Below are 20337 nucleotides of genomic sequence, written 5' to 3' on the forward strand. Positions count from 1 at the left end.
GCCTCGCACCCAGTGTCCTCACCAGGGTGACCGGAACACCGGCGGTCTCGATCTGTCGGGTGCGGTCGAGAGCACGGTGGGTATTGATGCACTCTGCAACCGAGAGTGCAATAATGCACTTTGAGATGAATCGTGCAACTAACCTTCGCGAGCGGCGCATGGCCGCGACCGCTGCTCAGGTGACCTCCGTCGCTCTTCGGCTCACCGCCGAACGCGGCCTTTCCGGGTTCACCGTCGAGGAAGTCTGCGAGCAGGTCGACATCTCCCGCCGCACCTTCTTCAACTACTTCGCCTCCAAGGACGACGCCGTCCTGGGAATCACCGCACGCAAGGACGAAGACGCACTCACGGACCAGTTCCTGGCGCGCGGCGACTCCGCGGGCACCGGACTCTCGCCGACCCTGCTCGACGACCTCGCCGAGCTGGCCGTGCAGCGCTGGGAGCGCGCGGACATCACGGCCGAGAGCATCCGTGACGTTCTCGCCGCGTTCGAACGCGAGCCCCGGTTGCTCACCCGGTTCGTCGAGAAGATGCAGCTCGACGAGCAGTCCGACGTGGAACTCGTCGAGCAGCGCGAGGGCCTCGCTCCCGGTGATCTCCGCGCCGCCGCCGCCGTGCAGGTCATCCGGGCCCTGATCTCGGCCGGCGTGCGGGAATTCCTCACCCTGACGAACTCCGACTCCTTCGCGGAGATCCTCGCCCGCCGGCTCGCCGCCGCCCGCGAGCTCTTCGCGCCGAACCTCGAACGGAAGTCATGACCACCACCGCGCCCGCCCCGTTACTGCTGACGCAGCGGCGGATCTGGATCATCTTCAGCGCGCTCATCGCGGGCATGCTGCTGTCCAGCCTCGACCAGACGATCGTCTCGACCGCCATGCCGACCATCGTCGGCGACCTCGGCGGCGTCGAGCACCAGGTGTGGATCACCACCGCCTACCTGCTCGCGACCACGATCGTCATGCCGATCTACGGCAAGTTCGGCGACGTCCTCGGCCGCCGCCGGCTGTTCCTCATCGCGATCGCGCTGTTCACGCTCGCCTCGGTGGGCTGCGCGTTCGCCACGGACTTCTGGACGTTCGTGGTGTTCCGGGCCATGCAGGGCCTCGGCGGCGGCGGGCTCATGATCCTGTCGCAGGCGATCATCGCCGACATCGTGCCCGCCAACGAGCGCGGCAAGTACCTCGGCCCGCTCGGCGGCATCTTCGGCCTGTCGGCCGTCGGCGGTCCCCTGCTCGGCGGGTTCTTCGTCGACCACCTCACCTGGCAGTGGGCGTTCTACATCAACATCCCGGTCGGCATCGCCGCCTTCGTCATCGCGCTCGTCGCGCTGACCCTGCCGAACAAGAAGGCGACCCAGCCGATCGACGTCCTCGGCGTCGTGTTCCTCTCCATCGCCACGACGTGCCTCATCTTCTTCACCGACTTCGGCGGCGACAAGGCGCACGGCTGGACCGCGATCGAGACGTGGGCCTGGGGCCTCGGCCTGCTCGCCGCGACGGTCGCGTTCGTCATCACCGAGGCGCGCGCCGCGGACCCGATCATCCCGCTGAGCCTGTTCCGCAACCCGATCTTCGTGAACGCCACCGCGATCGGCCTCGCGCTGGGCCTCGGCATGTTCGCCGCCATCGGCTTCGTGCCGACGTTCCTGCAGATGTCGTCGGGCACCTCGGCGGCCGCCTCCGGCCTGCTGCTCCTGCCGATGATGGTGGGCCTCATCGGCACCTCGATCGCCTCGGGCGCCGCGATCACCAGGACCGGCCGCTACCGGATCTTCCCGATCGTCGGCACGATCATCACCGCCGTCGCCATGGTCCTGATGACGACGCTCGCCGCCGACACCCCGATCTGGCTGATCTGCGTCTACCTGTTCATCTTCGGCGCGGGCCTCGGCCTGATCATGCAGGTGGTCGTGCTGGTGGTGCAGAACGCGGTCCCGCCGGCCATGATCGGCACCGCGACGAGCACCAACAACTACTTCCGCGAGGTCGGTGCCGCGCTCGGCACCGCGGTGTTCGGCACGATCTTCACCACCCGCCTCACCGAGAACCTCACCGGGGTCTTCACCGCCTCCGGCGCCTCGGCGGCGGACGCCTCGACCGCGACCGCGACGCTCGACCCCAAGACGCTGAGCCAGCTCCCCGAACAGATCCGCGACGGCGTGGTCACGGCCTACGCCGACGCCCTCGCGCCCGTGTTCTGGTACCTGCTGCCGTTCATCGGCATCGCCTTCCTCCTCGCCCTGGTCCTCAAGCAGATCCCGCTCTCGGACGTCGCCGGGCTCGTCGCCCGTGGCGAGGCGATCGGCGGCGAGGAGGCGGAGCGGCTGGAAGCCGAGCAGCGCACGCAGAAGGAGCCGGCGGCCGACCCGGCGAGCGCACGCCGGGAAGGATCCGAAGATCTGGTCCGCTGACCGCCACCTGCGAGTACTACTGGCCTGCCGGTAGTACTCGCAGGTCTCCGGGAATGCGAAGATCGAGCCATGCCTGAAGGACGCGACACCGCCACCGCACCCGCCGAGTGGGACGGCGAGGACTACCAGCGGCGCTTCGACGCCTTGGCGGCCTCCGGTGCGGATGTCCACGGCGAAGCGGGCTTCGTCCGCGCCTACTCCCCCGCGAGCGTCCTCGACGCCGGTTGCGGGACGGGCCGCGTGGCGATCGAGCTGGCCCGGCACGACATCGAGGTCGTCGGGACCGACGTCGACGGCTCGATGTTGACCACCGCCCGCCGCCTGGCCCCGGGCATCTCCTGGGTCCAGGCCGACCTGGCCGGGCTCGACCTCGGGCGGACCTTCGACGTGGTCGTCATGGCCGGCAACGTCCCGCTGTTCACGCCGCCCGGCACCCAAGCGGCACTCGTCGCGGGCGTGGCCCGCCACGTGCGGCCCGCGGGCGTGCTCATCGCCGGTTTCAGCCTCGGCCGCGGTTACCGGATCGCCGACTACGACGCGCACGCGGCGGCGGCCGGGCTCACGCTGAGCGACCGGTTCGCCACCTGGGACCGGGCCCCCTTCACCGACGGCGACTACGCGGTTTCGGTCCACACTCGCTGAAGTCCACAACAGACAGTCGGGCATTCCGCTGCCCATTCAGGCTTCGCAACCTGCCCGCCGGGACAGTCCTCGCCGGATGCGGCGCTGCCTGTCATGGCGCCTGGCTACGTTGAGCCTCTCGTGAGGTGCCGCCGGGCTGGGTGTTCCGGCGCCGTGGTTGTGAGGAGACTTCTGTGCAGTCGGCTTCGGGCGACGCTTCGGTGTTCGTCTTTCGCATGTGGCGGCGCGATCTTGCGGCCGTGGAGTGGGAACCAGGCCCCCGGCTGCTGGTGCACATCGCCGAAGACGAGAGCGCGGTGCCGGAGCAGCTGTCCTGGGTCACGCGGGACGGCGCGGAGTCCTCACTCGCCTTCGCGCCGGACATGAGCAATTGCTTCGGCCACCGCCGAGCGGACAGCGCCCACCTGATCCAGGTTCGCGGCGAGCTCGAAGGCCGGGCGGCCCTTGAGGACGCCGACGGTGTCCACGGGTTCGAGTTCACCACCGAAACCCTGTCCAAGGGGTGGCACCCGGCGGGGCGGCTGCGGTTCCTCATCGACGACGGCGAGGAGTCGCCCCTGCAGTGGGTGGCGTGGCGAGACCGGTCGGGCACCGCGTACTCGGCCGGGCTGTGGAAGCCCGGTTGGTCCGGCGAGTCCGAGGAATTCACGGTCGCCGGCTTGACCCTCAAGAAAGCCGGCGCCGAATTCATGGGCTACCGCCAACCGGCGGGCCACGCCCCGGCCGCATACCGGGGCACGCTCGTGGAGCCCCCTGAGGCGTCGCCGTTCGAAAAGGCGCGCGAACCGGTGGCACCGGCGGAGGTTCCGGCCGGCACGCCGCAGCTGCCGCTGATCGAGTCGGTGCCGCTGGTGCGCACCGATTTCTCCGACGACGAGGCGTGGGCCGCGGCGAGCAGCCAGGTGACCGCACCGCGCCAGGTGTTCGAGGACGACGTCTTCACCGCGGACATGGAACTCGTCGACGACATCAGGTTCGACGGCCTGACGGCCGCACAACTCGTCCAGCTGGTGCCCCCGGACGCCGACTGGGCGCTGCTGGTCGTCGCCGACAAGGCGACCATGGAATCCCCGGAGCGCCACGTGCTGGTCGTCGATCTCGACGAGGAGAACCTCGGCCAGACCTTCCGCGCCACTCCGCCGGCGATCCAGGAGATCGAGAACAACCTGTCGATCGCGAACATGGACTGGGAGGACTTCGCCGACAACGTGGACGAGAACGGCATCGTGCAACCGATGCTCTAGAGCCTGTTTCCAGACTCGGTCTGCGTGGCGGTGCGGGTGGCGGCCCCCTGCCGGAGTTGCTGTCGCCTTCTCGCTGTGGGATCCCCGACTCATGAATGCCACCTCACACCAGGACATTCAAAACAGTCTCCCTAGCAGCGCGGTCAGCATCCGCCCGCGAGCGGGCTCATGCGGCGCTCACGTCGTCCTCGATCCGCAGCCGCTCGCCGATCGCTCCGCCCAAGGCCGTCAGCACGGACAGTCCCACGAGCAGCAGCGCCACCGACCACGACTGCTTCCCGCTCGCCGCCAGCACCGCCGTCGCCGCGAACGGCACGAACCCGCTGACCACGCCGCCCAGGTTGAACGCGATCGACACGCCGCTGTAGCGGAGCTGCGGCGGGAACAGTTCGGTGAGCAGCGATCCCGCGACCGCGTACGGCACCGACAGGCATGCCACGCCCGCGGTGATCGCCAGCACGACCAGGGCCGGGTTCTTCGTGTCGATCAGCCAGAACACCGGGAACGCGACCAGCGCGGAGGCGACGCCGCCCACCACGCACACGTTGCCCGGTCCCCACCGCTCGGCGAGCCGCCCGAAGGCGAGCAGGATCGCGATCTCCACCACCGCCGCCACGAGCGTCGCCCCGAGCATCAACGAGCGGGGCAGGTGCAGCGTTTCCGTGCCGTAGCTGATCGCGAACGTCGTCAGGAGGTAGAACCCGCCGACCCCGAGCAGCGACGCGGACAGGCCCACCAGCACCCGGCCGAAGGACCTGCGCAGCACCTCGACGACCGGCGAGGACGAGCGCTCCTGCTGCTGGAGCAACTCGGTGAACAGCGGCGACTCCTCGATCCTCCGCCGCAGGTACAGGGCGACGAACAGCAGCGGGATGGCCGCCAGGAAGGGCAGTCGCCACCCCCAGGAGTCGAAGGCGTCGGCGGGCAGCAGCGACACCAGCGCGAACGCTCCCGACGAGAGGAGCGTGCCGATCGGCGAGCCGACCTGGGGCAGCGCCGCGTACCGACCGCGGCGCTCCGGCGGGGCGTGCTCGACGGCCAGCGTGACCGCACCGCCCCATTCGCCGCCGACCGCGATGCCCTGGAACACGCGGAGCAGCGTCAGCAGGATCGGGGCGGCCACCCCGATGGCGGCGAAGTCCGGCAGGAGCCCGATCAGCGCGGTCACCACCCCGATCATCGTCACCGTGATGATCAGCGACGCCCGTCGCCCGCGGCGGTCGCCGACGTGCCCGAAGATCACCGCGCCGATCGGGCGAGCGACGAACCCGACCGCGAACGACGCGAACGCGGCCAGCGTGGCCACCACCGGATCGCCGCTCACGAAGTACAAGCGGTTGAACACGATCGAGGCGGCGGTGCCGTAGAGGAAGTAGTCGTACCACTCGAGCGCGGTCCCGACGAAAGCGGCGAAGGCGATCCGCCGCGCTTCCGCATCGGTGACGCGCGGTTCGTCGCGCATTGCAGCACTTCTCATCGGAACTCCGTTGCACAGTGGGAACCCGGTGATCCTGTGCGGACAGCGTGCTCGCACCGACACCCCGGCACAATGACGAAATGCCGCTACTTCCCGGGAGCGGCTTGGGCAAATGCACACGAGCCGCGGCCCGTGATCGCCCGCAGCGCACTCCCCCCAGGTCGACCGCTCACCCGCACAATGAAGCGGACGACCTGGAAGATCGCGACGGAATGGGCGCATACACATGTCGGACGTCGATATCGCGCCGGGCGGCCCGCTGCGCGGCCTGGTGCACGCGTGCTTGGACGACCTGGACGAGCTGGTCGACGACTTCATCGCGGAGCTGAGCGCGATCGAGCCCTACGCCAGCGGCGCGGTGCCGAACGAGGAGCTGCGCGAGGACGCCGAAGCCAGCATCGAAATGCTCCTGCGCACCGTCGCGGGACTACCCGTGCCGCAGCGGATCGGCGACACCGGCGAGCGGATCGGGCGCAGGCGCGCGCACCTCGGCGTCCCCCTGGAAGTCCTGCTTCGCGCGGTGCGACTGGACTTCCGGGTGATGTGGTCGGCGTTCCTGCGCCGGGTGGACCGGTCCGAGCTCCCGCTCCTGGTGCACAACACCGTTCGCGTCTGGGACGTGGTCGAGGAGTACAGCGCCCGGGTGCACCTGGCCTACGAGGACGAAGCCGCCGTGCTGGCCAGGGAACGGGAGGACGAACGCAACCGCCTGGTGGATTCGCTGCTGGCCGGCGGGGGACGTGATCCGCAGTTCGTCGAGCAGGTCGCGCGGGCGCTCGGCATGAACGCGAACGGCGACTTCCTGGTCGCGGCAGCCCCCGTCGACGCGCCGCGCCCGCTGCGCCAGGCGGCCGACCGGCTGCGGGCCGCGTCCGTTCCGGCCCACCTGCAGGACGTCGACCGGCGTCAGGTGCTCATCGCCGAGCTGCCGAACCGGTCGCCGGGGACACCGGCGCGGTGGCTCGACTCCGTGCCGTGCGGCGTCGGGCCGATCGCGAACGGGCTCGCCGACGTGCGCCGGGCGGTGCGGATCAGCGTGGCGGTGGCCGCGACGATCAGCGGCGAGGACGGCCGGCCGCACAACCTCGTCGAACAGTGGCCGCATGTCGTCGGCGCTCGCCTGGGCGAGATCGCGGCAGCCCTGCGGGACGAGGTGCTCCCCGCACCGGCCGCCGGCACGCCGCACGAGCGGGCTCGCATGTTGGAGACCGTGCGGGCATATCTGCGGTCTGGTTCGATCAACGCGGTCGCGAACGAGGTCTTCTGCCACCGCAACACCGTGCTCAACCGGTTGCACCGGTTCGCCGAGCTCACCGGGCACGACGTGACCCGGCCGGAGCACGCCGCCGCGGTCCTGGTCGCGCTGGCCTGCCGAGACCGCGCGGACGGCGAGGCCGACCCTGGTTGATCGGCTTGTGCATACGCCCAAGAAAATCGACGATTCCGGAGGCGGGCGGCAGTTCTCCACGAGCCCGGGTTCGGGTCGAATGGACGGCACGGCCCGTCAACGAGCCCCGCCGACGATCACGACGGCAGCGACTACAGGGATCCGGCCGACCGGCGGATCCGCGACCGCTACCCCGCCCAGAAGGACTTGATCATGAGAAGCGACTCCGCCTCGCCGGCCCCGGACGAGCAGAACACCGCACTGCTGAAGGACTTCGCGACGCTCTCGGCATTCGGAGCGACACCCGGCGGCGGAGTCGATCGCCAGGCCGCCACCGCTGCCGACGGCGAACAGCGCGCCTGGCTGCACGACTGGCTGATCGGCCACGGCTTCGAAGTGCACTACGACGCCGTGGGCAACCAGTTCGGCCTGTTCACCATCACGCCGGGCGCGCCGTACGTCCTCAGCGGCTCGCACCTGGACAGCCAGCCGCTCGGGGGCCGCTACGACGGCGCCTACGGCGTTCTGGCGGCAGCCCACGCCGCGCACCGAGCCGTCGAGCGCTGGAGGAGCTCCGGCGCTTCCCCGCGATACAACGTCGCCGTCGTCAACTGGTTCAACGAGGAAGGTTCCCGGTTCAAGCCGAGCATGATGGGCAGCGCGGTCTTCACCGGGAAGCTGCCCGCCGAGACCGCGCTCGCCACGACCGACCCGGCGGGGACCTCGGTGCGGGCCGCGCTCCGCGAGATCGGGACGATCGGCGACCACGCCGGGCCGGAGCTGGCCGCATACGCCGAGATCCACATCGAGCAGGGGCGAGAACTCGAGAACGCGGGCACCACGATCGGACTCGTGGGCTCGACCTGGGCGGCGCGCAAGTACCAGGTGATCGTCCGCGGCGAGCAGTCGCACACCGGGTCGACGATCATGGCGGACCGGCGCGACGCGCTGTTCGGCGCCTCCCTGCTGGTCGTGGCCGTCCGCGAACTGGCGGAGCGGGCCGCGGCCGTCCCGCTGCACACCTCGGTGAGCGAGATGTACGTCGAACCCAACTCGCCGGTGGTGGTGGCGCGCGAGGTGCGGATGCACGTCGACCTGCGGTCACCCGACGAGGCCTTCCTCGACGACGCGGCGCAGGAGCTCGCCGAGTCCGTCTCCGGCATCGAGGAGCGCGCGGCGGTCGACATCGAGGTGGTGCAGACGCACGGATGGGGCGTGGCGCCCTTCCCGAAAGCCGGGGTGGACCTCGCCGCCGAGGCGGCCGACGAGCTGGGGCTCCGGCACCGGACCATGATGACCATCGCCGGTCATGACTCGGTGAACATGAAGGACGTCACGCCCGCGGTCATGCTCTTCGTCCCCAGCGCCGACGGCATTTCCCACAACGAAGGCGAATTCACCCCCGATCACGACATCTGCGCGGGCACCGACCTGCTGACCGAGGTGCTCCACCGCCTCATGTCAGGCGCCCTGGAATCCCGGCCGTAGCACCGGAAAACGGCGAGACCCCGCCCTGACGGACGGGGTCTCACTGTCCTCTTCGGACCGTTTCAGTTCACCAGAGGCGTCCCGGACTTCGAAGGTCTGGGCATCCTCCGACGCCGGCTTCCACGTGGTGCCCAGATCACGAAGAAGTCGTTGGTCAGCTCGCCCGGGGCGCTGGTGAGGGCACCGCCGAACCGTCGTAATTCACGCCGGGAATCCGGAGACGCCGACGAGCACGGTCATCTCCGTAGCACTCAACGTGAGCCGATTCGCCCTGTTCTCGGGGGCCCATTGCACACACTTCCCCCACGCTTCACCCCCCACACGACTGGATGCAGCGGGCGTTAGTCGCGCTCAGCTCCATCCGGCCAAATGAGGGTGACCGGTAGATCACGCTCGCGAGCGGCATCCACGACATCGGCCGTTCCGCCGTAGCCCCGAGCGGGCTCGCCGTCCCACACTGCGACGAGGCGGTCTGCCGACTCGATCATTTTGACGCTGGCGGCCATGTGGGACTCGGATGTGGAGTCTGGGAAGTCGAGCCGGATGATCTCCGAGGCGCGGCCGAACAGTTCGTCGTAGTCGGCGTGGTGCTCTTCAGGAAGCTTCTCGCGATAGTTCGCAGCCGGAACGATGACGATCAACGCCCCGCCTTGATCGAGGACTGCCCGTGCGAAGAGCGTATCCGCGCCGTCTGCGATGCAGCTCAACAGCGCAGCTTCCGCCTCCGATCAGTGCAGATGACGCAAGAACGCCCGCCACGCGGCGTGGCCGACCACGATGCGCCCATCCTCCGGCGCCTTCGAATCCCGCACCGCCACAGCCTGATCCGTTAATCGGACCTCGACGCAGGCGTCACTGGCTGCGGCGCTTCGGCTGCTTTTGAACCACCCGGTGTCGTAAGCCATCACTCAAGCTCCTTCAGCTTGTCGATCAGCATTGCGCGAGACGCATCTTGGTCCAGCGCGAGTTCCTGCACCCGCCTGTAGGCATGGAACATGGGCACAGTGTCCGCTTCTTGATCGTGGTATGTCGATGGCCCGTAGGGCGCGGGAACAAACGCGATCCGAGGTGCTGAGCTACCGAAGTCGAGTGTGATGAGCCCACCGCCGAGAAGCGGGTTGTTCAGCACTGTCCTGGGCAGCACCTGAACCGCGACGTTCGGTCGTTCACCGAGCTGGAGCAAGTGCAGAACTTGCCCGCGCAGCACGGAGAAACTACCGATGACCTCGTCAAGCGCTCGTTCGGCCATGACGAAGGAGAGATCCTTCGGTTCGTCAGCGTCCAGGACACGCCGTTGAAGTTCCGATCGGAAGGCAACGCGACCCTCCACCTCCTCCTGCGACGACTCCCACCAGACCCCATCACCTGCGTTGATCACAGCTCGCATGTAGTCGGCCGACTGGGCCAAGCCAGGCACGATGCTGGATTCGTAGAACCCGATCGCCTTCGCATCGGCCTGAAGATCGGCCAGACGCTCGAAAGCGAGCGGCAACTGGTCGGTGTAGCCGCGACCGCGTTGGCGCTTGCGAGCTTGTGCGCCGAGTTCGAGGACCGTCTGACGTTCAGCCTCATCTACGCAATAGAAGTCCAGCAGGGCATCCAGTTCTTCGAGGCTGAAGGAACCCTTGGCCGTTTCAACCTGGCTGATGCGGGCCGTGTCTCGGCCGATCGCGCGGGCGGCCTGCTGTTGCGTCTTGCCCGCTCGGTCGCGAAAACGGCGCAGCATCAGACCGAGTTGACGGCGTTCCACCGTTTGACGTCCGGCCGGCACACGACCTCCTTCGTCCGACGATCACCCAACTCGGGCAATGCCAAAGCTCTCCAACAATCCCTATCCTCACCGTAAGGCTCTAACAAGAGCCTTACGGATTTCGTCAGATGAACTGTATCGAGTTCGGGCGGTGTGCCCGGAGGGGAGTCAGCCGTGTACCGAGGGCGAGGGGTTGAGACGGCCACGCTGGTCGGGATCTCGGAGATGGTCGACGTGAGCCATGAGTACGACGAGTGCTCCGACGAAGTGACCCTGATCTTCCGCGGCAACGACGAGCTGGTGCTCAGTTGCACCCGGCGCGGCTTCGCCGTGCTCCGCGATGCGGTCGCCGACGCCAACCGGGACCTGATCACCCGAGCGGTTTGAGGCGAGCGGCTTGGTCGACTAGGAGCCCGCGCAGATTGAACTGGTGGGTTTCGGACGCATGGACGGCGCCGGAAACAGCGAGACCCCGCTCTGGTGAACGGGGTCTCGCTGTCCTCTTAGGACCGACGTCCGGCGCGGACGTCGGGATCAGGCGAGGTCGAACCGGTCGAGGTTCATCACCTTGTCCCACGCGGCGACGAAGTCGCGCACGAACTTCTCCTTCGCGTCATCGCTCGCGTAGACCTCCGCGAGCGCCCGCAGCTCGGAGTTCGAGCCGAACACGAGGTCGGCGCGGCTGCCGGTCCACTTGACCTCGCCGGAGTCGTCGCGAGCTTCGAAGGTCTGGGCGTCCTCCGACGCCGGCTTCCACGTGGTGCCCAGGTCGAGCAGGTTCACGAAGAAGTCGTTGGTCAGCTTGCCCGGGGTGCCGGTGAGGACACCGAGCGCCGAGCCGTCGTAGTTCGCGCCGAGGACGCGGAGACCGCCGACGAGCACGGTCGCCTCCGGGGCGCTCAGCGTGAGCAGGTTCGCCTTGTCCAGCAGCAGGTACTCGGCCGGCAGCCGGTTGCCCTTGCCCTGGTAGTTGCGGAACCCGTCCGCAGCGGGCTCGAGCGCGGCGAACGACTCCGCGTCGGTCTGCTCCTGCGACGCGTCCACGCGGCCCGGCGCGAACGGCACCTCGACGTCGTAGCCCGCGGCCTTGGCCGCCTGCTCGACGGCCGCAGCCCCACCGAGCACGATCAGGTCGGCCAGCGAGACCTTCTTGCCGCCGGTCTGAGCGGCGTTGAACGACTCCTGGACGCCCTCCAGGGCGCTCAGCACCTTCGCCAGCTCGTCGGGGTTGTTGACCTCCCACCCCTTCTGCGGCTCCAAGCGGATGCGCGCGCCGTTGGCGCCACCGCGCTTGTCGCTGCCGCGGAACGTCGAGGCCGACGCCCACGCGGCCGAAACCAGCTGCGAGACGCTCAGGTCCGAGTCGAGGATCCGGGCCTTCAGGCCGGCGATGTCCTCGGCGCCGATGAGCTCGTGGTCGACCGCGGGGAGCGGGTCCTGCCACAGCAGGGTCTCCGCAGGCACCTCCGGGCCGAGGTAGAGCGACTTCGGCCCCAGGTCGCGGTGGGTGAGCTTGAACCACGCCCGGGCGAACGCGTCGGCGAACTCGTCGGGGTTCTCCATGAAGCGCCGCGCGATCGGCTCGTAGACCGGGTCGTACCGCAGCGAGAGGTCGGTGGTCAGCATGCTCGGCGCAATCCGCTTCGACGAATCGTGGGCGTGCGGCACCGTGCCCTCGCCCGCGCCGCCCTTCGGCTTCCACTGCTTCGCGCCGGCCGGGCTCTCGGTCAGCTCCCACTCGAAGCTGAAGAGGTTCCAGAGGAAGTTGGTGGTCCACTTCGTCGGCGTCGAGGTCCACGTGACCTCGAGACCGCTGGTGATGGTGTCGGCGCCCTTGCCGGTGCCGAAGGAGTTCTTCCAGCCCAGGCCCTGCTCTTCGAGGGCGGCGCCTTCGGGGTCGGAGCCGAGGTTGCTGTCCGGCGCCGCGCCGTGGGTCTTGCCGAAGGTGTGACCACCGGCGATCAGCGCGACGGTCTCCTCGTCGTTCATCGCCATGCGGCGGAAGGTCTCGCGGATGTCGCGGGCCGCGGCGATCGGGTCCGGGTTGCCGTTGGGGCCCTCCGGGTTGACGTAGATGAGGCCCATCTGGACCGCGGCCAGCGGGTTCTCAAGCTCCCGGTCACCGGTGTAGCGCTCGTCGTCGAGCCACGTGGTCTCGGGGCCCCAGTACACGTCCTCGTCGGGCTCCCAGACGTCCACGCGACCACCGGCGAAGCCGAAGGTCTTGAAGCCCATCGACTCCAGCGCGACGTTGCCGGCCAGGATCAGCAGGTCGGCCCAGGAGATCTTCTGGCCGTACTTCTTCTTGACCGGCCACAGCAGGCGGCGGGCCTTGTCGAGGTTGACGTTGTCCGGCCAGCTGTTCAGCGGCGCGAAGCGCTGCTGACCGGCGCCGGCGCCACCGCGGCCGTCGCTGATGCGGTAGGTGCCCGCGCTGTGCCACGCCATCCGGATGATGAGCGGCCCGTAGTGACCGAAGTCGGCAGGCCACCAGTCCTGCGAGGTGGTCAGGACCTCTTCGATGTCCCGCTTGACGGCGGGCAGGTCGAGGGTCTCGAACTCCGCGGCGTAGTCGAACTCCTCACCCAGCGGGTTGGCAACCGGGGGGTTCTTCGCGAGGATCTTGAGGTTGAGCCGGTTCGGCCACCACTGGCGGTTCCCCCCGCCCTGGGTCGGGTGCGGGGCGCGCCCGTGCGCGACCGGGCACTGGCCTGCGCTCGCCTCCTTGTTGTCTCCAACAACGGCGTCGGGGCTGTCAGTCACGGGAGTCCCTTTCAGATTCAGCTGTTCTGTTCAGCGGCGGGGTCGGGTGAGCAGGAGGAGCACAGGCCCCAGTAGATGACCTCGGCCTCGTCGATCGTGAAGCCGTGGGCATGGGAGGCGGCCAGGCAGGGCGCGACACCAACCGCGCAGTCGACGTCGACGATGGCATCGCACGACCGGCACGCGAGGTGGTGGTGGTTGTCCCCGACTCGCGCCTCGTAGCGGGCCACGGACCCCATCGGCTGGATGCGACGGAGCAAACCCGTTTCGGTCAGGGCGCGCAACACGTCGTAGACGGCCTGGCGGGAAACCTTCGGGAGCTCTCTGCGCACGACACCGACGATCGAGTCCGTATCGGCATGCGGATGTGCACGCACCGCCGACAACACCGCGACCCGAGGGCGGGTCACGCGCAGCGCAGCCTTGCGCAACATGTGCTCGAGGTCCGCAGTGGTCGTTGGCACGAGCAGAGCCTGCCAGAACTTTCTGGAACTAATCAAGAGTGAACCTCGCCTCACGCGGATCCGCTCCCACGTGCACGTGGCCTCCCCCGCGCTCGCCTCGACGGCGAACACGACCGGTAAGCATCTCGCGAGCCCGGCCGCGCTCCCCCGCGCGTCCGAAGGTGGCCCGGCCCAGATTGTCACTCGTGCACAAATGGACCGCCGATCTTGTGCTCGCGCGCCGTGGAACGGCACACGGCCGAGCCATGGGCTTGTGCCCAGTTCACAGGGCCTGCCCGGAGGTGACAGCGGTGTCCCCAGCTGCGTCGAGGGCGTTGTCCGCGATGACGGGCGACGCCGACCCGGAGGTCAGGTCTCTGGTTTCCGAGACCGCGCGGCGGCTCAACGACCAGCTGCCCGGTCTCGCGCGGGACATGAGCGACCTGCTCGCGCACCGCATCGACAAGCTGGATTCCGACGGCTACCTCGTGCAGCTGCTGCTGGCCAGCGTCGATGCCAACATCAAGACGATCGTGCACGTGCTCACCAACCACATCCCGATCGAGCACCTGCAGCCGACCACGGCGGCGGTGGAGTACGCGCCTCGCCTGGCGCAGCGCGACATCCCCGGCAACTCGCTGGTGCGCGCCTACCACATGGGACAGGACTACCTGATCCAGCACGTCTACGACGAGGTGCGACGGCTCGACTGCTCCGCCCACACCCGGCTGCTGGTGCTGCACCACATCTCGCGCGTGGTCTACCAGTACATCGACTGGATCTCGCTGTACGTCATCGACGCCTACGAGGAGGAGCGCAAGCGCTGGAACAACACGCGCGGCAGCGTGGTGCACAAGATCCTCAGCGACGATCCCCTGCCCGCGGCGGCCTTCGAAGCCGAAACGGCCTACCGGCTGGGCAGTTCCACATCGCCGCGATCATCTGGAGCCCCGACTCGTCCACCGATCAGCTGCGCACCCTCGAAGGACGCGCGCGAAGCCTCGCGGTCCGCTGGAACTCGTGCGGTCCGCCGATCGTCACCGCCATCAATCGCGCCACGCTGTGGGCGTGGATCCCGCGCGGGAGGAACACGGAGGCGATCGGCATGGCCGATGTCCGCCGTTTCGCCGAGGAGGCGGGTGATTGCCGCATCGCGCTCGGCCTGCCCGGCCGCGGAACCGCCGGATTCCGGCGCTCGCACGCGCAGGCCCAGGCCGCCCGGTCGGTGGCGTTGGCGTCGCCGGACGACCAGACGCCGCCGGCGGTCGGCTTCGGCGACCAGGGCGTCGCGATCGTGTCCATGCTCGCCAAGGACGTCGACGAGACCCGGCAGTGGGTGCGCGACGTCCTCGGCCAGCTCGCCGTCGCCAACGAGCACGCCGCCACGCTGCGGGAGACGATGCGCTTCTTCTTCCGCACCGGCGAGAACTACGCCCGGACCGCGGAACTGATCGAAAGATCGTAGCGCGCAGACTCCCGGATTTATCCGTGGGGTAAGCGCATCAAATCCCAGCTCGACGCGTCCAGTGGTAACTCAGCCAACGTTAGATAGCTTCATGTTGTATATTGTTAGGTATGGCCGTCACGCTGCGATCGAACGCGAACATCACCTTCCAGTGCGCGTTCCACGTTGTGTGGTGCCCGAAGTACCGGCGCCGGGTCATCGGTGGCCAGATGGAAGAACGACTGAAACAGGTCATCCGCGAAGTTGTTGACGAGAAAGGGGCGTGGCTGGTGGAGCTAGAAACCATGCCCGACCACGTGCACATTCTCGTTGAAGTTGACCCGCAGTACGGGGTTCACCGCCTGGTCAAGGCCATCAAGGGTCGTTCGTCGCGCGTGTTGCGGGATGAGTTTCCGTGGCTGCGGTCGAAACTGCCGACACTGTGGACTAACAGCTACTTCGTCGCGACCGTGGGCCTTGCTCCGCTGTCGGCGATCAAGCGGTATGTCGAGCAGCAGAAAACCCGGTGACACGATGCTGACGGGACGTCGCTATCGGTTGTCGTTGACGCCGGAGCAGGCTGAGCAGTGCGAGTTGTTCGGCGGGATCTGCCGGAGCGTGTGGAACACCGCACTGGAACAGCGCCGGGAGTGCCGCAGGCGGGGTGCGTGGATCAACTACAACGAACAAGCCACCCAGCTCGCCGACGCGAAAACCGAGCACGGCTGGCTCAAGCAGGCCCCGTCGCACGTCCTGCAGCAGACCCTTATGGACCTTGACCGGGCGTGCCGTGCACACGGCACGTTCCGGGTGAGGTGGCGTTCTGGGCGTCGGTGGTCGCCGTCGTTCCGGTTTCCCGCAGGGAAACAGATCACCGTGGAGCGGTTGGGTCGCAAGTGGGGGCGGGCGAAACTCCCGAAGCTGGGATGGGTGCGGTTCCGCTGGTCCCGCGCACTCGACGGCATGGTGAGGTCCGCGACGGTGTCTCGCGACGGCGCCGACTGGTTCGTGTCGTTCCTCGTTGAGGACGGAGCCACCACCCCAGAGCGGCACGCCGCACCCAACAGCGGTGTCGGTGTTGACCGAGGCGTCGCAACCGCTGTGGCCACCAGTGACGGTGACCTGTTGGACCGGGAGTTCCGCACCAAGGGTGAGGCCAAGCGTTACCGGAGGTTGCAGCAGAAACTCGCACGCCAACAACGTGGATCGACCAACCGCAAGAAGGCCCTCGCTAAGGCGCGGCGCATCAAGCGCCGTGAAACCGATCGTCGGGACGACTTCTGCAACCAAACCGCACACCAGCTCGCAACCCACAACGTGCTGGTCGCCATCGAAGATCTGCGCACCCGCAACATGACTGCCTCAGCCAAGGGCACCACCGAAGAACCGGGTAAGCGAGTTGCGCAGAAGTCCGGGTTGAACCGGTCGATCCTGGACAAGGGTTGGCACAAGCTTCAGCTCGCCGTGGAAAACGTTGCCCGGTACACGGGAACCAAGATCGTAAAAGTACCTGCTGCGTACACGTCTCAGACGTGCTCAGCATGCCGCGTTGTGGACCCGAAATCGCGTGAGAGCCAAGCGCGGTTCCGGTGCACCCAGTGCGGACACGCGGAGCACGCCGACGTCAACGCAGCGAAGAACATCCTCGCCGCCGGACGGGCGGTGTCAGCCTGTGGAGACCTCGGGAATGCCCGGTCCGTGAAGCAGGAACCAGCGGGAAACCGTGAGGAAGTACCGCGCCGACCAGCGCTAGAGCTGATTGGAACCCCCCACATTTAGGCGTGGGGAGGACGTCAAGCACCTGCACCGGAACACACACACGGTGAAGTACCGGATGAACAAGGTCTTCGGCGAGGGCAGCACGCCGACCTCCTACGACCGGATGGACGTCGCCCTGGCCCTGGAGGTCTGCCACTTCCTGGGAGAACGCGTCCTCCACCAACCAGACCACCCCTGACTCCCGGCGGAGAGTCAGCGGCGGAGGTGGCGCAGCGCGCGGGCGGCCGCGTTCGCGCCGCACATGCCGTGGGCGCCCGGCCCCGGTGGGGTCGCCGCCGAGCACTGGAAGTGGCCCGGCAGCCCGACGTCGTAGGGCTGCAGGGTGGTGCGGGGGCCGAAGGTCAGCTGCCGGACGTCCTTCGCGCCCGTCAGGATGTCGCCGCCGACGAAATTGGCGTTCTCCCGGGCGAATCCGGCCGGGGTGCGGACCGCGGTGCCGACGATCCGGTCCCGGAACCCGGGGGCGAACCGCTCGATCTGCGCGATGATCGCTTCGGTCGCGTCGCCGGTGTACCCGTGCGGGACGTGCGCATAGGTCCACAGTGGATGCACATCGCCCACCGAACGCGTCGGGTCGGCGAGGTACTGCTGGCCGACCAGCACGAACGGCCGGTCGGGCAGCCGCCCGGCGTGCACCGCCCGTTCGGCCGCCGCCACCTCCGCCGCGGTGCCGCAGACGTGCACCGAACCGGCCCGCCGGGCGTGCTCCGCGGCCCAGGGCACGCCGCCCTCGACCGCGAAGTCGATTTTGAAAGCGGCGGGCCCGCGCCGGAACCGGCGGTAGGCGCGGGAGATCCGCGCGGGCAGCCGGTCGCCCAGCGCGTCGGCCACCGCGGTCGGCGCGACGTCCCACACCACGACGTCCGACGGCGGGAGCTGCGCAGCCGAGCGCACCACGACCCCGGTCTCGATCTTCCCGCCGTGCTCCCGCAGCAGCTCGGCCAGCGCATCCGAGATGGCACGCGAACCGCCCTCGGCGACCGCCCAGCCGTGCCGGTGGCCGGCGGTCAGGATGCCGAGCCCGATCGCCGAGGACAGCGGCAGGTCCAGCGGCCGGAACGCGTGCGCGGCCACACCGAGCCACAAGGCCCGCGCCTGCTCGGTGCGGAACATCCGCGCCAGCGCCGTCGCAGGCAGCAGCGTCGGAATGCCGAACCGGGCGAGCCGCAACGGATGCCGCGGCAGGCGCAGGATCGGACGCAGGATGTCCTCGCTCAGCGCGTCGTAGCCGCGGGCCGGTCGCTCGAACAGCGCGCGCCAGCGGCGGCCGTCGGGTCCCAGTCCGCGGGCCGTCTCGGCCACCGAGCGGTGCAGGACGCCGGCGGTGCCGTCGTCGAGCAGGTGCGCGCAGTCGATCTCCGGCAGGCGCCAGCGCAGGCCGTGGCGGTCGAGTCCCAGATCGCGCAGGACGTGCGAGCCGACCGCCATCGGGTGCGTCGCCGAGCAGTGGTCGTGCAGCAGGCCGGGCACGATCGCCTCGATGGTGCGGGTGCCGCCGCCGATCTCGTCGGCCGCCTCCAGCACGGTGACCTCGACGCCCGCCCGGGCCAGGACGGCGGCGGCGGTGAGCCCGTTGGGGCCGCTGCCGATCACGGTCGCGGTGCTCATCGGAATTCCCTCCCGGGGTCGTGTCGTGCGCTTCCTGGGCGGGCGGAGGGCGGGCCGGTTTCGCCCTCCGCCCCGGAGTCTTCCAGCCGGCAGACCGATCGGCCCGGCCTGCGGTCAGGCGGTCGTGCGGACCGCCGGATCGGGCTCGCGGGCCCACGTGACGTCCAGCGGGATCGGCCCGTCCGGCAGCCACGGCTGGGCGGCCACCGCGTCCGAGACCTTCCAGGTGCCGCGCTCGATCACGCCGAGCGCGGCGTCGATCACCTTGTAGCGCTGGACCTTCGAGTGGATGGCCTGCGACTCGACCCACACCACCAGCCACTCGCCGGGGGCGAACCCGACGCGGGACTGCACCGCGCGGATCAGGTCCTCGTCGTGCAGGTGGCCGTCGCCGAAGTTGAAGCCGATCAGCGAGTTGCAGGCGAACTCGGCCTCGCGCACCGTGCGCCGGTCCAGGTCGGGCACGTTCTTCAGCAGCACCGAAAAAAGGCCGCGGCCCTGGCTGTGCATCGACCGCCAGGCGATCGTCTGCTGCATCGTGATCTCCGCGACCACCGGCGGATAGCCCATCGCCCGCAGCTGGTCGACCTGGTTCTCCGTCGGCCGGTGCGGCAGCGAGTTGAGCTTCTCCTCCGCGCCCGGCGCGAACACCCACAGCGCCGAGGCCCAGTTGCCCGCGTACTGCCGCATCGACGGCAGGAACGAGACCAGGTCGGGACGCAGGTTGCCCAGGACCGGGAAGAACGCCAGGGCGGCGACGATCGCGGCGGTCAGCCACGGCGAGGACATGTCGCCGACGCCGTAGCCGTCCCAGGCGGGGAAGCCGAGGAACAGGAAGATCGCGAGGTAGCCGAAGAGGATGTTCCACTCCAGCGGCACGGCCAGCGGGAACGTCGAGGTGATGAACAGGTGGAACACCACCATCAGCGCCACCCCGGCGAGCGTGAGCCAGTGGTTCGTGGAGAACAGCAGCACCAGCGGCGTGATGATCTCCACGGTGGTGCCGCCGACGTGCGCCATGAACGTCGCGAGGCCCGATGGCCGGATGTCGCGCGGGAAGTCGCGGTAATGCGCGCGCTTGAGCCACTTTGCGGGCACGCACGGGCTGTTGGACACCATCGGCGGCACGACGTTGGTGAAGTGCAGGCCGAACTTCGACACGCCCGCGCCGATCCACACCGCGCAGATCAGCAGCTTCGCCGCGATGATCAGGTCGCCGAACGGCAGCACGGCGAAGAACACCAAGCTGGGCAGGTACTGCTCGCCGCGCGCGGCCAGGAAGATCGTCTTGTCCCGCAACCCGTTCAGCACGTACAGCGCGATCAGCAGCGCCGGGGCGACCAGGCCGGCGGTGTTGTCCGGGAGCACCGCGCTCAGCGACGCGCTCGGCACCCCGGGCAGCAGGACGGCCGCCAGCAGGCTCGCGAGGAATGCCAGGTACAGGACGACGTCGAACGCCGTCCGGCGGTCGCCGCCGGTGAACGGCACCCGCCGCCACGGGCGCAGCCGGATCGTGCCCGGTCTCGCCCAGAAGAGCACGCCGCCGGTCATCGGCTTGAACTTGCCGGCGATCGGGCCCCAGGATCCGGCGACGCCGAACGCTTCGAGGAACACCGTCCACAGCACGAGCTTCTGGTAGACGATCGGCTCGTCCCACCAGTTCCCCACGTCCCAGAACGGCCCGGCCCCGGAGGTCCAGGTCGCCAGCGCCGTGCCGGCCAGGACGTGCAGGAAGAGCAGCTTGACCACGTAGGTCGCCGGGATCATCTTCGGCGACCCGAAACCGGACTGCACCCAGTGCAGGGCCAGCGCCTTCAACCGCTCCCGGAGGGGCTTGTCCAGGAAGGTCTCCAGGTCCACGGGCGGGAAATCGCCTGTCTTGAACCCCATTGTTCTCACCTC

20 protein-coding genes and 1 pseudogene are annotated in these 20337 nt (G+C 68.9%); 12 read left to right on the forward strand and 9 right to left on the reverse strand.

From position 1 onward, the window contains the following. Positions 1–158: 158 nt before the first annotated feature. From BLW84_RS16170 to BLW84_RS16185, 4 genes are all read left to right on the forward strand, one after another. On the forward strand, positions 159–758 hold the full coding sequence (locus BLW84_RS16170; protein WP_093266199.1) for a TetR/AcrR family transcriptional regulator: 600 nt from the start codon (positions 159–161) through the stop codon (positions 756–758). Further along, complete coding sequence (locus tag BLW84_RS16175; RefSeq protein WP_245761183.1) at positions 755–2410, forward strand: MDR family MFS transporter; 1656 nt, start codon at positions 755–757, stop codon at positions 2408–2410. The genes BLW84_RS16170 and BLW84_RS16175 overlap by 4 nt, the downstream gene beginning before the upstream one ends. Before the next feature lie 69 nt (positions 2411–2479). Then, positions 2480–3052 (forward strand): class I SAM-dependent methyltransferase, encoded by a 573-nt coding sequence (locus BLW84_RS16180; RefSeq protein ID WP_093266201.1) that lies wholly within the window; start codon positions 2480–2482, stop codon positions 3050–3052. A gap of 173 nt (positions 3053–3225) precedes the next feature. Beyond that, a complete protein-coding gene (locus BLW84_RS16185; protein ID WP_093266203.1) occupies positions 3226–4296 on the forward strand; it encodes a DUF6924 domain-containing protein in 1071 nt (356 codons plus the stop codon). Between the two features lie 166 nt (positions 4297–4462). On the opposite strand, the gene BLW84_RS16190 is transcribed toward BLW84_RS16185, so the two are convergent. Beyond that, the gene (locus BLW84_RS16190) at positions 4463–5773 is read right to left on the reverse strand and encodes an MFS transporter (protein WP_093266205.1); all 1311 of its coding nucleotides are present in this window, start codon (positions 5771–5773) and stop codon (positions 4463–4465) included. Between the two features lie 226 nt (positions 5774–5999). On the opposite strand from BLW84_RS16190, the gene BLW84_RS16195 reads away from it, so the two are divergent. Both BLW84_RS16195 and BLW84_RS16200 read left to right on the forward strand, forming a co-directional pair. After that, on the forward strand, positions 6000–7181 hold the full coding sequence (locus tag BLW84_RS16195) for a PucR family transcriptional regulator (protein ID WP_093266207.1): 1182 nt from the start codon (positions 6000–6002) through the stop codon (positions 7179–7181). A 192-nt stretch (positions 7182–7373) separates the two neighbouring features. Next, positions 7374–8648 carry a M20 family metallo-hydrolase gene (locus BLW84_RS16200; protein WP_093266366.1) on the forward strand — a complete coding sequence of 425 codons (1275 nt, stop codon included), beginning with the start codon at positions 7374–7376 and terminating at the stop codon, positions 8646–8648. 341 nt (positions 8649–8989) lie between these two features. Here BLW84_RS16200 and BLW84_RS16205 read toward each other — a convergent pair whose 3' ends face one another. Genes BLW84_RS16205 through BLW84_RS16215 form a run of 3 tightly spaced genes read right to left on the reverse strand, consistent with a single transcriptional unit; the run spans position 8990 to position 10419 of the window. Further along, entirely contained in the window at positions 8990–9355 is a 366-nt protein-coding gene (locus tag BLW84_RS16205) for a hypothetical protein (RefSeq protein WP_245761184.1), read from the reverse strand. A 21-nt stretch (positions 9356–9376) separates the two neighbouring features. Further along, the gene (locus BLW84_RS16210) at positions 9377–9553 is read right to left on the reverse strand and encodes a DUF397 domain-containing protein (RefSeq protein WP_093266367.1); all 177 of its coding nucleotides are present in this window, start codon (positions 9551–9553) and stop codon (positions 9377–9379) included. Beyond that, a complete protein-coding gene (locus BLW84_RS16215; RefSeq protein WP_245761185.1) occupies positions 9553–10419 on the reverse strand; it encodes a helix-turn-helix domain-containing protein in 867 nt (288 codons plus the stop codon). The genes BLW84_RS16210 and BLW84_RS16215 overlap by 1 nt, the downstream gene beginning before the upstream one ends. Positions 10420–10572: 153 nt before the next feature. Here BLW84_RS16215 and BLW84_RS16220 point away from each other — a divergent pair, with 153 nt between their 5' ends. Further along, entirely contained in the window at positions 10573–10785 is a 213-nt protein-coding gene (locus BLW84_RS16220; RefSeq protein ID WP_093266213.1) for a hypothetical protein, read from the forward strand. A 147-nt stretch (positions 10786–10932) separates the two neighbouring features. Here BLW84_RS16220 and katG read toward each other — a convergent pair whose 3' ends face one another. The 3 genes from katG to BLW84_RS49100 all read right to left on the reverse strand — a co-directional run bounded on the left by katG (position 10933) and on the right by BLW84_RS49100 (position 14040). Beyond that, complete coding sequence (gene katG / locus BLW84_RS16225) at positions 10933–13161, reverse strand: catalase/peroxidase HPI (RefSeq protein ID WP_093266215.1); 2229 nt, start codon at positions 13159–13161, stop codon at positions 10933–10935. A 17-nt stretch (positions 13162–13178) separates the two neighbouring features. Next, on the reverse strand, positions 13179–13595 hold the full coding sequence (locus BLW84_RS16230; protein WP_093266369.1) for a Fur family transcriptional regulator: 417 nt from the start codon (positions 13593–13595) through the stop codon (positions 13179–13181). 292 nt (positions 13596–13887) lie between these two features. Continuing rightward, complete coding sequence (locus BLW84_RS49100) at positions 13888–14040, reverse strand: hypothetical protein (RefSeq protein WP_245761198.1); 153 nt, start codon at positions 14038–14040, stop codon at positions 13888–13890. Here BLW84_RS49100 and BLW84_RS50650 point away from each other — a divergent pair. The 5 genes and pseudogenes from BLW84_RS50650 to BLW84_RS49895 all read left to right on the forward strand — a co-directional run. Beyond that, positions 14039–14386 (forward strand): annotated as a pseudogene (locus tag BLW84_RS50650) (RsbRD N-terminal domain-containing protein); the annotation flags it as partial. The gene BLW84_RS49100 and the pseudogene BLW84_RS50650 overlap by 2 nt on opposite strands. Positions 14387–14427: 41 nt before the next feature. Continuing rightward, positions 14428–15069: a hypothetical protein gene (locus tag BLW84_RS49105; protein WP_281247411.1), complete on the forward strand. Its 642-nt coding sequence runs from the start codon at positions 14428–14430 to the stop codon at positions 15067–15069. A 110-nt stretch (positions 15070–15179) separates the two neighbouring features. Beyond that, positions 15180–15578: an IS200/IS605 family transposase gene (tnpA, locus tag BLW84_RS16240; protein WP_093266218.1), complete on the forward strand. Its 399-nt coding sequence runs from the start codon at positions 15180–15182 to the stop codon at positions 15576–15578. Between the two features lie 4 nt (positions 15579–15582). Beyond that, complete coding sequence (locus BLW84_RS16245; RefSeq protein WP_093266220.1) at positions 15583–16827, forward strand: RNA-guided endonuclease InsQ/TnpB family protein; 1245 nt, start codon at positions 15583–15585, stop codon at positions 16825–16827. Between the two features lie 43 nt (positions 16828–16870). Continuing rightward, entirely contained in the window at positions 16871–17005 is a 135-nt protein-coding gene (locus BLW84_RS49895; RefSeq protein WP_281247409.1) for a hypothetical protein, read from the forward strand. Positions 17006–17019: 14 nt separating this feature from the next. Here the strand turns inward: BLW84_RS49895 and BLW84_RS16250 are convergent, their stop codons facing one another. Together BLW84_RS16250 and BLW84_RS16255 are read right to left on the reverse strand one after the other, a co-directional pair. Beyond that, complete coding sequence (locus BLW84_RS16250; protein ID WP_093266221.1) at positions 17020–18435, reverse strand: phytoene desaturase family protein; 1416 nt, start codon at positions 18433–18435, stop codon at positions 17020–17022. A 114-nt stretch (positions 18436–18549) separates the two neighbouring features. Then, positions 18550–20325 (reverse strand): DUF3556 domain-containing protein, encoded by a 1776-nt coding sequence (locus BLW84_RS16255; protein ID WP_093266223.1) that lies wholly within the window; start codon positions 20323–20325, stop codon positions 18550–18552. Positions 20326–20337: the final 12 nt, after the last annotated feature.

The sequence above is a fragment of the Saccharopolyspora shandongensis genome, from assembly GCF_900106995.1.
Taxonomy (GTDB): Bacteria; Actinomycetota; Actinomycetes; order Mycobacteriales; family Pseudonocardiaceae; genus Saccharopolyspora; species Saccharopolyspora shandongensis.